Source organism: Phyllobacterium sp. K27, from assembly GCF_054796155.1.
In genome coordinates this window covers 2,843,341-2,856,230 of record NZ_CM139240.1, presented here as the reverse complement: position 1 = coordinate 2,856,230, position 12,890 = coordinate 2,843,341, and the positions used below count along the sequence as shown (strand labels likewise).

General features: G+C 52.7%; 15 protein-coding genes. 6 read left to right on the top strand and 9 right to left on the bottom strand.

From position 1 onward, the window contains the following. Nucleotides 1–30: 30 nt before the first annotated feature. On the bottom strand, nucleotides 31–360 hold the full coding sequence (locus ACYJL1_RS14225) for a hypothetical protein (protein ID WP_460895992.1): 330 nt from the start codon (nucleotides 358–360) through the stop codon (nucleotides 31–33). 225 nt (nucleotides 361–585) lie between these two features. Here ACYJL1_RS14225 and ACYJL1_RS14220 point away from each other — a divergent pair, with 225 nt between their 5' ends. Further along, the gene (locus tag ACYJL1_RS14220) at nucleotides 586–1,707 is read left to right on the top strand and encodes an ABC transporter substrate-binding protein (RefSeq protein ID WP_460895991.1); all 1,122 of its coding nucleotides are present in this window, start codon (nucleotides 586–588) and stop codon (nucleotides 1,705–1,707) included. A 67-nt stretch (nucleotides 1,708–1,774) separates the two neighbouring features. Here the strand turns inward: ACYJL1_RS14220 and ACYJL1_RS14215 are convergent, their stop codons facing one another. Beyond that, the gene (locus ACYJL1_RS14215; protein WP_460895990.1) at nucleotides 1,775–2,122 is read right to left on the bottom strand and encodes a DUF2147 domain-containing protein; all 348 of its coding nucleotides are present in this window, start codon (nucleotides 2,120–2,122) and stop codon (nucleotides 1,775–1,777) included. Between the two features lie 444 nt (nucleotides 2,123–2,566). Here ACYJL1_RS14215 and ACYJL1_RS14210 point away from each other — a divergent pair, with 444 nt between their 5' ends. After that, a complete protein-coding gene (locus ACYJL1_RS14210; RefSeq protein ID WP_460895989.1) occupies nucleotides 2,567–2,833 on the top strand; it encodes a sel1 repeat family protein in 267 nt (88 codons plus the stop codon). Nucleotides 2,834–3,029: 196 nt separating this feature from the next. Continuing rightward, entirely contained in the window at nucleotides 3,030–3,266 is a 237-nt protein-coding gene (locus ACYJL1_RS14205; RefSeq protein WP_460895988.1) for a hypothetical protein, read from the top strand. Nucleotides 3,267–3,338: 72 nt separating this feature from the next. On the opposite strand, the gene ACYJL1_RS14200 is transcribed toward ACYJL1_RS14205, so the two are convergent. The 4 genes from ACYJL1_RS14200 to ACYJL1_RS14185 form a co-directional block, all read right to left on the bottom strand. Beyond that, nucleotides 3,339–5,318: an acetyl/propionyl/methylcrotonyl-CoA carboxylase subunit alpha gene (locus tag ACYJL1_RS14200; protein ID WP_460898046.1), complete on the bottom strand. Its 1,980-nt coding sequence runs from the start codon at nucleotides 5,316–5,318 to the stop codon at nucleotides 3,339–3,341. Nucleotides 5,319–5,521: 203 nt separating this feature from the next. Beyond that, nucleotides 5,522–7,129, bottom strand: a complete 1,608-nt coding sequence (locus ACYJL1_RS14195; protein WP_460895987.1) for a carboxyl transferase domain-containing protein — start codon at nucleotides 7,127–7,129, stop codon at nucleotides 5,522–5,524. 41 nt (nucleotides 7,130–7,170) lie between these two features. Then, nucleotides 7,171–8,334: an isovaleryl-CoA dehydrogenase gene (locus ACYJL1_RS14190; RefSeq protein ID WP_460895986.1), complete on the bottom strand. Its 1,164-nt coding sequence runs from the start codon at nucleotides 8,332–8,334 to the stop codon at nucleotides 7,171–7,173. Further along, a complete protein-coding gene (locus ACYJL1_RS14185) occupies nucleotides 8,300–8,956 on the bottom strand; it encodes a TetR/AcrR family transcriptional regulator (protein WP_460895985.1) in 657 nt (218 codons plus the stop codon). The genes ACYJL1_RS14190 and ACYJL1_RS14185 overlap by 35 nt, the downstream gene beginning before the upstream one ends. A gap of 137 nt (nucleotides 8,957–9,093) precedes the next feature. On the opposite strand from ACYJL1_RS14185, the gene ACYJL1_RS14180 reads away from it, so the two are divergent. Beyond that, nucleotides 9,094–9,573, top strand: coding sequence for a hypothetical protein (locus tag ACYJL1_RS14180; protein WP_460895984.1), 480 nt, complete (start codon nucleotides 9,094–9,096; stop codon nucleotides 9,571–9,573). Next, nucleotides 9,573–9,845, top strand: a complete 273-nt coding sequence (locus ACYJL1_RS14175) for a hypothetical protein (protein ID WP_460895983.1) — start codon at nucleotides 9,573–9,575, stop codon at nucleotides 9,843–9,845. Before ACYJL1_RS14180 ends, ACYJL1_RS14175 begins: the two co-directional genes overlap by 1 nt. A 3-nt stretch (nucleotides 9,846–9,848) precedes the next feature. Here ACYJL1_RS14175 and ACYJL1_RS14170 read toward each other — a convergent pair whose 3' ends face one another. After that, nucleotides 9,849–10,211 (bottom strand): DUF423 domain-containing protein, encoded by a 363-nt coding sequence (locus tag ACYJL1_RS14170; protein ID WP_460895982.1) that lies wholly within the window; start codon nucleotides 10,209–10,211, stop codon nucleotides 9,849–9,851. 18 nt (nucleotides 10,212–10,229) lie between these two features. Beyond that, the gene (locus ACYJL1_RS14165; protein ID WP_460898045.1) at nucleotides 10,230–11,330 is read right to left on the bottom strand and encodes a pyridoxal phosphate-dependent aminotransferase; all 1,101 of its coding nucleotides are present in this window, start codon (nucleotides 11,328–11,330) and stop codon (nucleotides 10,230–10,232) included. A gap of 233 nt (nucleotides 11,331–11,563) precedes the next feature. On the opposite strand from ACYJL1_RS14165, the gene ACYJL1_RS14160 reads away from it, so the two are divergent. After that, the gene (locus ACYJL1_RS14160) at nucleotides 11,564–12,082 is read left to right on the top strand and encodes a DUF1236 domain-containing protein (RefSeq protein ID WP_460895981.1); all 519 of its coding nucleotides are present in this window, start codon (nucleotides 11,564–11,566) and stop codon (nucleotides 12,080–12,082) included. 50 nt (nucleotides 12,083–12,132) lie between these two features. Here the strand turns inward: ACYJL1_RS14160 and ACYJL1_RS14155 are convergent, their stop codons facing one another. Further along, nucleotides 12,133–12,399 carry a hypothetical protein gene (locus tag ACYJL1_RS14155; protein ID WP_460895980.1) on the bottom strand — a complete coding sequence of 89 codons (267 nt, stop codon included), beginning with the start codon at nucleotides 12,397–12,399 and terminating at the stop codon, nucleotides 12,133–12,135. Nucleotides 12,400–12,890 lie beyond the last annotated feature (491 nt).

Here is a 12,890-nt window from a genome sequence, read left to right as displayed (position 1 = left end):
AACGAGGCTCATGCGCCGACGGCAACAAAGCTAATGCGCCGACGGCGATAAAGCCGATCCATTGAAGGAAAAAAAGCCGGTCAGCAGAAGGAAAAAAGCAGCCATGGGGAGAACTCCATGGCTGCTTTTGCTTGTCCCTAACCAGAAACGCTGGTTCAGACCTTGGCTCTGCTCGGTCAACCGAATAAAATACATCCGGGTAAGGCCATCAGAGCAACGATATTTGAAATAATCGCTACCCAGCCACCCTGCAGCTCTTAAAATCCACACGCCGGGAGGATACGTGTAGCATTGCTGGCCTCTTAGACATTCTTCGCAGAATAAAACAATCTTTATAATTGATACTTCAAACAGCAACATTCTGAAATATGCTCAATATATACTTCAGCTCGTTTTGCCGCGCAATTAGACCTTAGTCTAAGACTGTCGGATTAATTCAACTCGGTATTGCAGGTGTCTGACGTTTGCCGCTGGATATTGGCCAAGCGGGTATGGACACACTTCAACCACGCTTTAAAAATTCTGCTGGCGTGCGTTTAAATTGCATGTAGGCTCCACCTGCTTTTCTTTAAAAAAGGGGGAACCATGCCTTTCAAGAAAATTGTCTATGCGGGCCTGATTGCCGCTGCTTTGGGCGCTTCATCCGCTATGGCTGAAGATATCGAGATTGCAGTGGCTGGCCCGATGACAGGCCAACTTGCCAATATTGGCGATCAGTTCAAACAGGGCGCTCAGGCTGCTGCCGCGGCGATCAATGAGAAGGGCGGTATTTTGGGCCGCAAGATCAAACTCGTCATGGAGGATGACGTTTGTGATCCAAAACAGGCCGTATCCATCGCCAACCGCATTGTCGCTGCCGGTATCAAGTTCGTGGATGGTCATGCCTGCTCAGGTTCGAGTATTCCGGCTTCTTCGGTCTATGCTGAAGCTGGCGTATTGATGATGACACCCGCCTCGTCAAATCCGGAGCTTACCGACGCAGCCGCTAAAAATGGCTGGCCGACGATCATGCGGCTTTATACGCGTGATGACGCGCAGGGCGAATTCGTCGGACCTTGGATTGCCGAAAAATACAAGGGCAAGAATGTTGTCGTTCTTCACGACAAGGGCGCCTATGGCAAGGGGCTTGCGGATGCCGTCAAGGGCAAGATGAATGAGGCCGGACTGAACGAAATTCTGTATGACGGGATCAATGCCGGTGAAAAGGACTATTCAGCACTTATCACCAAGCTGAAGGATTTGAAGGCTGATTTTGTTTATTTCGGTGGCTATCATCAGGAAGCCGGGCTCATTCTGCGACAGGCAGCAGACCAGAATTTCAAATTTCAGCTCATGATGGGTGACTCCATAGCGTCGCCAGATTTTTGGGCGGTTTCGGGTCCCGCAGCTGAAGGCGTTATCTTCACATTCCCGGCCAATCCGCAGGTCCGGCCAGAAGCCAAGGCCGCAGTAGAAAAGATAAAGGCCGGTGGTTTCGTGCCTGATGGCTTTACCCTGTTTTCCTACGCGGTCATCGAAGCCTTTGCGCAAGGGATAGAGCGTGCAGGCAGCGATGATCCTGAAAAGGTCGCGGAAATTCTCAAGGATGGCACGCCGGTGAATACCGTTATTGGCCCTGTCGTTTTTGACGAGAAGGGCGACATCAAGGATGCCAAATACGATATCAATATCTGGCACGATGGGGCTTACGCACCGATCAAGGAGTAGTGTCGGGCCTTGTGAAAGTGAGCGGGCAGATTTATCTGCCTGCTCGTCTTGAGTTGATATCCCGGCGCTACTGGCGGGTGAGGCTTTCGCTTTTGCAGATGAGACCGCCCATCACGCATCCGGCCAGCGATAGTTTGCCGCCCTTGGCCGTGGCTTTGCCATTATAGGTCTTGCCTTCATCAAGTTTGTTGACGGTGCCCTTATAGGAGCCATCCTTGCCCGCCATTGAGCCGATCGACTTGCCCTTATATTCTCCGGTCATGACCGTACCGCAATATTTGTCGCCGCCGCAGGACGAATACTGGATAATCGTCCCATTCGAGCGCTTCCATGAACCAACGATAGGTTCTTCAGCTATTGCCGATCCTGTCATGAGGGCAAAGCTGGCGCCTGCCAGCAAAATTTTTAACTTCATAATATCCTCCCGGTGAAGCGAACCAAACTCTCCGTCTGTTCGCATGGTGCTTACGCGCACGTAAAGGTAATTTAAAATGCAAAGGAAGGGAAGTGCCGTCACAAAAGCCGAGGGAGCATTTTTTCACCTGATTAAAAAGAGTTCGGAAAGTAAGCCCATGGTTGCAATCCGATATGTGGTTAGCAAAAGCTTGAAATCGTACGCGCGCATTTTCGGCAAATGCCCGTATTTCCTGGAGCATTATATTTAACGAATTCCGAAGTTTACGAATTGTTTTTGTTTTGTTTGATCCCGGTTAAGCATGCCTTTTAACAGCAATTTCAAGCCTCTCCTGCATGATCGGAAACATCAAAAGAGCACGCCAAAAACAAACAGGCGGTTCTCAGAAGTCTGACAGGGCTTTCGTTTGTAAATACGAAATAGGTTCAACAGGGGTTTGGTAAAATGGCACGCTTTGATCTTCAAAATCTGGAAAATGGCCACGTGGCTGGCGCTGCGCAGACCGATATTCTTTTTGAAATGGGCATCATGTATGCGACCGGCCGCGACTGTGCCGTGGACCTTGTGGCAGCCCATAAATGGTTCAATATTGCTGCAATCAAAGGTTGCGATCGTGCCGCCAAGCTGCGCGCCGAGATTATGGCAACAATGCCAAAGGCTGATATTGCAACTGCGTTGCGGGAAGCACGCGAATGGATGACTTCTCACTGAGGTTCTTCAAAGGAACTGCAAAAGTATAAAATTTTAATCAAATGCTGCACATTCGGGCTTTTTGTGATGAATAGTGCGAATTGATTAGTTCACATATTTGTTTGTCCGGATATTTTGTTCGGACGGTAAAATAAATGGTATATTTTCGCCATATGTGCTTTGACAATTTTCAAACTTTTCGCGTATTGAAGATGCGGTGAAAAGCTACAACCTGCGCGTGCGCGCGATTGATAATGAAGACGGAAAACACATGTTGGACGATTTGGAGAGGTTGTTATCCAGTTTAATTGAAGCTCAAACACAACTCATAACGATGTGTGCCAAATCAAAAGCATTTCCTGACAATAATACTTTGCAGAAGATTGCCACACTTGAGCTTAACATTGCGGCTGTTGAAACCGCCATTGCCAATCTGCCAAAACAGGACGGATAAGCAAAACTTGCTCTAACATTCGCATCCGATTTCGATAACGCTGATGGTGAACCTTAGAATCAAGGGAACGCGCTAATCATTTGTCTCAAATCGCACCAGCGATGACTTCTCTTTTACCTGCGAGCCTTCCGTGACGATTTCAGCGATTTTGCCCTCATGCGGTGCGGTGATGGTGTGTTCCATCTTCATCGCTTCAAGGACCAGCAATATCTGACCTTTCTTGACCATATCGCCCGCTGAAACGCGAACGGACTTTACCAGGCCAGGCATGGGCGCACTAAGACGGTCTCCGGCAGTTCCTGCCGCCTCGGCAAGCAGGAATGGATCAGCGATGGCAAAGCTCGAAACTGTTCCTGTAGAAAGCACTGCGATACCATCGGGAATTGCAGCTGTCTTGGCACGAAGATTGATGCCTTTGCCGGTGACATGCCAGCCGCTTGCCTCCTTTCGGACTTTCACTTCAAGGTCGCCCTGTGTTCCGGAGAGCGCAAAGCGCTCATTGCCCAGCACAGTCACTCCATAGCGCGCCGGCTTCTCTTCTTCAAAAAGCATAACGGGATAGCTTGGCGATCCAAGATGGCTATAGCCGCGCAAGGCCGCCCACGGATCATTGGAGGTTGGTTTCTCCAACAATCCGCTTGCCACGATAATCGCCAGTTCCTTCGCACCGGCAGGCACGATTGTTGGTGTCACAAGGCTGGCAAGATCACGATCAATCAAGCCGGTATCGATATCGCCACTGCTGAAACCCTCGTGCCGAATCAAAGCTGACAGAAAGGCAAGGTTGGTCTTTGTTCCCGCAATCTCGGTCTGCATCAGCGCATTTTCCATCGCCGAAAAAGCAGAGGTCCGATCTGACGCATGAACGACAACCTTCGCGATCATCGGGTCATAGAACGGAGATATCGTATCGCCTGCGCGAACACCGGTTTCGATGCGAATGTCGCTGCGGGTCGGGAATGCCAGATGATGCAGCGTCCCAATGGCAGGCAAAAAGCTGCGGGCAGGGTCTTCCGCATAGAGCCGCGCTTCGACGGCGTGACCGTTCAGCGGGATTTGCTTTTGCGTCAAAGGGAGTTTTTCGCCCGCGGCGACGCGCAGCTGCCACTCAACCAGATCAAGTCCGGTGATCATTTCCGTAACGGGATGCTCGACTTGCAGGCGGGTGTTCATTTCCATGAACCAGAAGCGGTCAGGCTTTAGCCCTTCGCTCGCATCGACGATGAATTCTATGGTGCCCGCACCGGAATAGTTGATTGCCAAAGCAGCCTTGACTGCAGCGCTGGTCATTGCTGCGCGCATCTCGGCGGTAATGCCGGGGGCAGGGGCTTCCTCGATGACTTTTTGGTGGCGGCGCTGGAGAGAGCAATCACGCTCATAAAGATGCACGGCATTGCCATGATTATCGCCAAAAACCTGAACTTCGATATGGCGCGGCTTGGCGACATATTTTTCGACCAGAACACGGTCATCGCCAAAAGCGCTCTTGGCTTCGCGCCGCGCGCTGCCCAGCGCCTCGGCAAAATCATCGGGACTATCCACCTTGCGCATGCCCTTGCCGCCACCTCCGGCGCGGGCCTTGATCAGGACCGGATAGCCGATTTCCCGCGCCTTGGAGGCAAGCACGACAAGCTCTTGCGCTTCGCCATGATAGCCCGGAACAACAGGCACACCGGCTTTCTCCATCAGGCGCTTGGCGGCATCCTTCAAGCCCATGGCGCGAATGGAGTCAGCGCTTGGGCCAATGAAAACCAGTCCCGCTTTTACCACCGCATCGACAAATCCGGGATTTTCCGAAAGGAAGCCATAGCCGGGATGGATGGCTTCGGCTCCCGTGGCTAGCGCCGCCTCAATGATACGGTCGGCACGCAGATAGCTGTCTGTGACGGGCGCTGGTCCGATATTGACCGCCTCGTCGGCCATGGCAACATGCAGGGATTGCGCATCCGCATCGGAATAAACCGCAACAGTGCCAATCCCCATGCGCTGCGCGGTACGAATGACACGGCAGGCAATTTCACCACGATTGGCAATGAGGATTCTGGAGAACATTTTTGTCATTATTGCATCTCGCTTGTTCGGCATGTGCATTGTGCGTGGTTCGACAAGCTCACCATGAGGGAAGTTGCCGTTTTGCACGTTGGAGCATCTTGGGCTTTGCAATCCTCAGTTCTCCCTCATGGTGAGCTTGTCGAACCACGCTGGACCGGATTGCTAATGTGGGCTTTATTATGAGCATTGAAGGTGCCATCCCATCACATCCGGAACATGCCAAAGCGCGTTTCTTCCACGGGCGCATTGAGTGCGGCGGATAAGGAAAGCGCCAGCACTTCGCGGCTCTTTGCCGGGTCGATAATGCCATCATCCCACAGCCGCGCCGAGGAATAGAGCGGGTGACCTTCACGCTCATACTTCTCAAGGATAGGCGCACGGAAGGCTGCCTCTTCTGCGGCGGGCCATTCAGCGCCCTGGCGTTCAATGCCCTCGCGTTTGACCAGTGCGAGAACTGTTGCGGCCTGTTCGCCGCCCATAACGGAAATACGGGCGTTCGGCCACATCCACAGGAAGCGCGGCGAGAAGGCGCGTCCACACATGCCATAATTGCCAGCACCAAATGAGCCGCCGACGATCATCGTCACTTTCGGCACGCGGGCAGTTGCAACCGCCGTGACAAGCTTTGCGCCATCCTTGGCAATGCCGCGGGCTTCATAGGAGCGCCCGACCATGAAGCCGGTGATGTTTTGCAGGAAGACAAGCGGAATGCCACGCTGCGTGCAAAGCTCGATGAAGTGCGTGCCCTTTAATGCGCTTTCCGAAAACAACACGCCATTATTGGCGATGATCCCGACCGGCATGCCATAAAGATGCGCAAAGCCGGTAACCAGTGACGTTCCATAATTCTGCTTGAACTCGTCAAACTCTGATCCATCGACAAGACGAGCGATCAACTCGCGCGCATCGTAAGGCTGGCGCAGGTCAGTCGGCACGATGCCATAAAGCTCATGTGGATCATAAAGCGGCGGAATCACTTTGCGAAGGTCGAGCCCTATGTCTTTCTTTCGATTCAGGTTTCCGACGATACGGCGGGCAATGGCAAGCGCATGCGCATCATCCATTGCATAGTGATCGGCAACGCCGGAGTCGCGGGTGTGCACCTCGGCACCGCCAAGGTCTTCGGCCGAAACCTCTTCCCCTGTCGCGGCTTTCACGAGCGGAGGACCGGCCAGAAAAATCGTCGCCTGTCCTTTCACCATAATCGTCTCTTCCGACATGGCGGGCACATAGGCGCCGCCCGCCGTACAGGACCCCATGACCACGGCGATCTGCGGAATACCTGCAGCCGACATATTGGCCTGATTGTAGAAGATGCGGCCAAAATGCTCGCGGTCAGGGAACACCTCATCCTGATTGGGCAAGTTCGCCCCGCCGCTATCGACCAGATAAAGGCAGGGCAGATTGTTCTGCATGGCGATTTCCTGCGCCCGCAAATGCTTCTTTACGGTGAGAGGATAATAGGTGCCGCCTTTGACCGTCGCATCATTAATGACGATCATGACTTCCTTGCCGGAAACACGCCCGATCCCGGCAATCATGCCAGCCGAGGAGATGTTGTCGCCATACATATTCCAGGCCGCAAATTGGCCGATTTCCAGAAATGGCGAACCTGCGTCGAGAAGTTGTGCCAGCCTCTCACGCGGCAGCAGCTTGCCACGTGAGGTGTGCCGTGCGCGCGCCTCATCAGTCCCACCCTTACTGACAATTTCCGCCTTGGCGCGGATATCATCGACAAGTACCTGCATGCGCTGCGCATTGGCAGTAAAGCCTTCCGATCCGGTATCGATCTGGGATTGAAGTACGGTCATGCGGTCTCCTGCAGCTATTCGATGCTTGTGACAATATTGGTTCAGGCGCTTTCGGAAAACATCTCCCGCCCGATCAGCATACGGCGAATCTCGCTGGTACCAGCGCCGATCTCGTAGAGTTTGGCATCGCGCAGCAGGCGTCCGGTCGGGTAATCATTGATGTAACCATTACCGCCAAGCGCCTGAATGGCTTCAAGCGCACACCATGTTGCTTTTTCGGCTGAATAGAGAATACACCCGGCAGCATCCTTGCGGGTGGTTTCGCCTCGGTCGCAAGCCGAAGCCACGGCATAAACATAGGCGCGTGATGCATTCATCGTTGTGTACATGTCGGCAAGCTTGCCCTGCATCAATTGGAACTCGCCAATCGACTGCCCGAACTGCTTGCGTTCATGCACATAGGGAACAACCACATCGAGGCAGGCCGCCATAATGCCGATTGGCCCGCCAGCCAGAACAACACGCTCATAATCGAGGCCGGACATCAGGATTTTCACGCCCTTGCCCTCTTCGCCGAGCACGTTTTCAAACGGTACTTCGCAATCCTCAAACACCAGCTCACACGTGTTCGAGCCACGCATACCCAGCTTGTCGAGCTTTTGCGCGGTCGAAAATCCTTTAAAACCTTTCTCGACCAGAAAAGCAGTCATGCCGCGTGAACCGGCAGAGGGATCAGTCTTGGCATAGACAACAAGCGTATCGGCGTCGGGACCATTGGTGATCCACATCTTGTTGCCATTCAGCACATAGCGATCGTTCTTCTTGTCAGCGCGCAGTTTCATCGAAACCACGTCGGAGCCAGCGCCGGGTTCGGACATGGCCAGCGCGCCCACATGCTCGCCGGAACAAAGCTTTGGCAGATATTTCTCTTTCTGCTCCGTGGTGCCCCAACGGTTGATTTGATTGACGCAAAGGTTGGAGTGAGCACCATAGGAAAGGCCGATTGACGCCGACGCGCGGGAAATTTCTTCCATGGCAATAGCATGGGCCAGGTAGCCGAGACCCGAACCGCCGAAATCCGGATCAGCCGTCATGCCAAGCAGGCCGAGAGCACCCATTTCCTGCCAAAGATGCATTGGAAACTGGTTGTTTTTGTCCGTCTCCTCAGCCAAAGGCGCGACCTTTGCCTGCGCAAACCGTTGCACGGTTTCGCGCAATGCTTCGATCTCTTCAGAAACTCCGAATTTTAGGCCCGACTGGTACATTGCGTCCTCCCGCTTCAATTGTTTCGATCTTCTTGGCGCCAACAAGGCGCAATCCCAATTCGACGTAATTTTCGGCAACTTCGCTGGCCGTCAGCCGCTCATCTGCGCGAAACCAGACATTGACGCCCGTGGTCATGGCGATGATCGCCCGTGTCGTCAGCGCTATATCGGCAATGTCGAATTCTCGCCTTGCTACACCGTCTTCCAGAATATCACGCAGATTGTTTTCATAGGTGGAGCGCAGACCGACGATGGTCTTCAAATGCTCGCCCGAAAGGCTGCGCAACTCCATATTGGCGATGTGAACATCGTTGCGGCGCTCAACATGATATTGGATGTGGAAGCGGATGAAGGCAGAGAAACGTTTGTGCACGCCATGCGTCTCGCCGCTTTCCTGCTTCCACGCACCAAGCAGCCGCTCCATGTGGTCACGCATCACTGAAAACAGCAGTTCCTGCTTGTTGGGAAAGTAGCGGTACAAGGCGGCAGGTTGAACGCCCACTTCTTCCGCCAACTGACGCATCGACATGGCCTCATATCCAATGCGTGCAATCAGGCGTTTGGCTGCGGCATCAATCGCGCTGCGTGTCTTTTCTCCGTCTGATCCTGTCGTGCGAGCCATGGTAAATTAATAAAACGAACGTTCAATTAATTCAAGGGGGCATGTTAGACCTTTGTCCAATTGGAGAAAGCGCATCCATGCATATAGGATTGGACTCATTGCGAACCGAATACTCATTTCCAGAGAGTTGATTTTTAATGATAAATGCGCGCCTTACTGGGAGTGTTATAGCCGTTTTGGCCACGACACTTGCCTCGTTTGTTCTCGTTTCCCCTGCAAGTGCGATCACAATGAAAGAATGCAGCGTCAAGTATAAGGCGGCGCAAAGTGCTGGTGAGGCGGAAGGTGTATCGTGGAGCGCGTTCCGCAAAGCCCAGTGCTCTAAATTTACTGATGAGTCCGCCGGGAAGAAAGATGACAAAAAGCCAAAGAAGGTAAGCGAAAAAAAGCCGGTCAAAGCTGCGAAGAAATCGGAATCCGCGTCCAGTGAGATGAGTTTTCCATCAGCTATCGCAGCCAAGTTTGCCAGTGAAAAGCCAGCCAAGGCCCGCATGCATACCTGCCTGGAACAATATCGCGCAAACAAGGCGGCCAATACACTCGGTCGTATGCGCTGGATTGAGAAGGGTGGTGGTTACTACAAGAAGTGCAATGACAGGTTGAAGAGTAACGATTGATGGCTCAATCTGTTGCACGTGTAGGTCGCTTGAAGTCCGGCGATGGCAGTGGCACATTCGATGGCATGGAAACACGCGTCGCATTGCTGGAAAAATCATTTGAGAAGACAGATGCGAAACTGGACCTCCTTATAAGGGAAGTCTCGAGCTTAAAGAGCGATGTTTCCTATCTTAAGGGGAAGGTCGATATCCTTCCCACAACATTGCATTTGCTTGGCTTTGTGTTGGCAGTGCTAACTTTGGCTGGTTTTGCAAAGTATTTTACACCTTGAAAGTCAGGGGCGCTTGAAATCCAGCGCCTTGAAGGCCGTAGCGGCTACCACGATCCAGCCAAGAATGAGCAGCGAGCCGCCAAGGGGGGCAGCAAAGGTAAAGAGCCTGTCGCCGTTAAAGTCGCGGGAAACCAGATCGCCGATAAAGAAAAGTAACCCCAGGATCAGGATCAGTCCGCCCAGATAGGAAGCGCGGCTCAGTTTGCCGAGCAGGGAAAGCGATAGAAATGCTGGCGCGTGGATGAGCAGGATCGGCGCAATAGTTGCCATATGACCGCTCGTGCTGTGCGCAGCCGCTGCATAGGCAGCAATGCCCGCGGCACCGAAGAGACCGCCCAAACCAACAAAAACCCGATTAATTTCCACGCTTTTCTCCACGTCTTGCTATTTCGCGGCCTGCAACGCCAACGGCAATTGTTGTTCGAAAATATCGAGTTCGGCATCAAGTCCCACGCTGACCCTTATGCAGCGGTCAAGCCCTGGTGCCATTGGCTTGCGCACGAAGACGTCCTGCCCGATCAGTCGGTTCAATACGGAAAGTGCGTAAGCGCCATCTTTTCCGCAATCGATGGTGACAAAATTGGTAGCCGACGGAATGGCCTTTAATCCGTTCTCTTCGGCGATTGCGCCTATCCGGTCTCTTGCGGCTAGAATCTTGCCAACGACCTGTTGCAGATAATCCTGATCTTTGAGCGCGGCGAGCGCTGCAATTTGGGTCAGCTTGTTCATACCGAAATGATTGCGGATTTTATCGAAGGCAGTGATTTGCTGTTCTGCCCCGATAGCATAGCCGCAGCGCATGCCAGCCAGCCCATAGGCCTTGGAAAATGTGCGCATCCGCAAAACATTGCTTCGCGATACATCGATAGCAGGTTTGGCGCTGGCAGGTGCGGTCTCGCCATAGGCCTCGTCGAGGATAAGCATCGTCGTTGGTGGCAGTGCATCAATAAAGCGCTCAATTTCTTCTGCTTCCCACCAGGTTCCCATGGGATTATCGGGATTGGAGAAATAGACAAGCGGCGCATTCTCGCGCTTGACTGCTTCCAAAAGCGCATTCAGGTCTTCTCGGTCATCAAGATAGGGAACCGTTACCAGACGCCCGCCAAACCCGGCCACATGAAAATTGAATGTAGGATAGGCACCGAGCGATGTTACAACCGACGCACCCTCGCTGACATATTGACGAACGGCCAGTCCCAGCAACGTATCAACGCCTTCGCCGACGACAATATTGGATGGTGCAACACGCAGATGCCTTGCCAGTGCCTGTTTCAGGTCAAAGTTTTCCGGATCGGCATATTTCCAGGCTTCGGCGGCATGCTCCCGCATGGCGGCAATGACTGACGGGGCAGGGCCGAAACCATTTTCGTTCGCTCCAAGCCGGGCACGAAACAGGCGGTTGCGTTTTCGCTCAAGCGCCTCCGGCCCAACAAAAGGCACCGTTGAGGGCAGGGAATCTATAAGGGGAATAAGCTTCGGGTTCATAAGCAAAGCGATAGCAGTTTTATTGATCAAAACCAGCAAAACTTGATTGGAAATCTTCAGAAATCAGCCGAATTTTTTCGTTCTATCAACCTCTATCCCTTGTCACTTCGCTACCATCGACGGCGCTTATGTTTCAGCCTGTCGCATGACGTGCGCTCGAATCCGGGAACCAAATCTGCCTCTTCAATGTTTTGCAGCCAGTGGGACAATGAAGATAACAGAGAGGCCACAAAATGAAGAAGATTCTTGTACTGACCGCAGCGGCGCTGCTTGCCACCTCCGGTCTCACATTTGCGCAGGACACAGTGGTTATTGAAGTTCCACAGAGTGCACGGGATTATGTGATTGCCAATCCGTCCGATCCTGTGGTGATCGAAGATGAGTTGTCACCAGGCTATGTGGTGCCCGAAGACATTGTGATCCGGGAAATTCCCGAAAGCCCCGGCTACGGCTACATTTATGTTGATGACCGCCCGGTCATTGTATCCACGGATAATCGCCAGGTTGTCTACCTGTCCGATGCGGGTGCTCCAAGTGCCGGAGATGCGTTTCCCGATGAAGCTATCACTTATGTCGAGAAACACCCCAGCGATCCGGTTGTATTCGAGGGTGAATTGACAACAGGCGCGGTAATACCCGCCGATGTTCCGCTCGTTGAAGTACCGGATCAGCCTCGCTACTCTTATATCTATGTGGATGATCGTCCGGCGCTGATCGAAACAGAGACGCGCCGCGTCGTCTGGGTACGTTAAGCTCGAATAGTCAAAGGAAGCGTCCGCCGGTCAATTCCGGCGGCGCTTTTCTATCGCCGGTGGTGATGATGATATCTGCCGCCATAAAAGATGATAGGCGGGTTATTGTAGCGCATATTGTCAAGTTGAGCGCGCGATGCTGCCCGGCGGTCCAGCTCGAGATTGAGAAGGCAGGAGGCAAAGCCATCACCGCCGCGTTTGAACCCATAGGATGAGCAGGTCTGGCTATCGATTGCCCGGCGTTCTTCCGGTGTCATCGTCGTGCATCCGGCTATCACCAATGCGGCGAGCAATGCCGATCCAGTCAACAATCTCATAATATCCTCCACTGCAACCCGCAGTCATCTGAGCGATGCACTATGAAGGCATTTATATCATTGTGTTTGGGAAACGAATAGCAATCACAGATGGTGCCAGAGGACAATTTTTGACCAGAATGCGAGGTTTCAGCGTATCGCAACTGCAATTGGGCAGAGAACTATCTCAAACAAGCAGGAGACCAATAATCATTAAAAAGACAATTACCCCTGCCATTGCTGGCAGAAGCGAAAAATGTGATGCGGTGATTTGAGGTTTCAATACCAGTTTGGCAAAGCCAAAAGCACGGTAGCAGCCACTTGCGTCACGACCAGAAATGTAACCAGAGGAATGAAACCATCACTGATTTTGCGATTGTCATTGGCAGCGCTTGTCATGTGCATCTCCCGATTTGACGGCCTCGAAATACTGAGGTCATGATCGTTAGGCCGAACATCGGCTAGGTCACAAGACTGTAACATCCTGAAATCTTTTGTCACCCCTAAAAGAG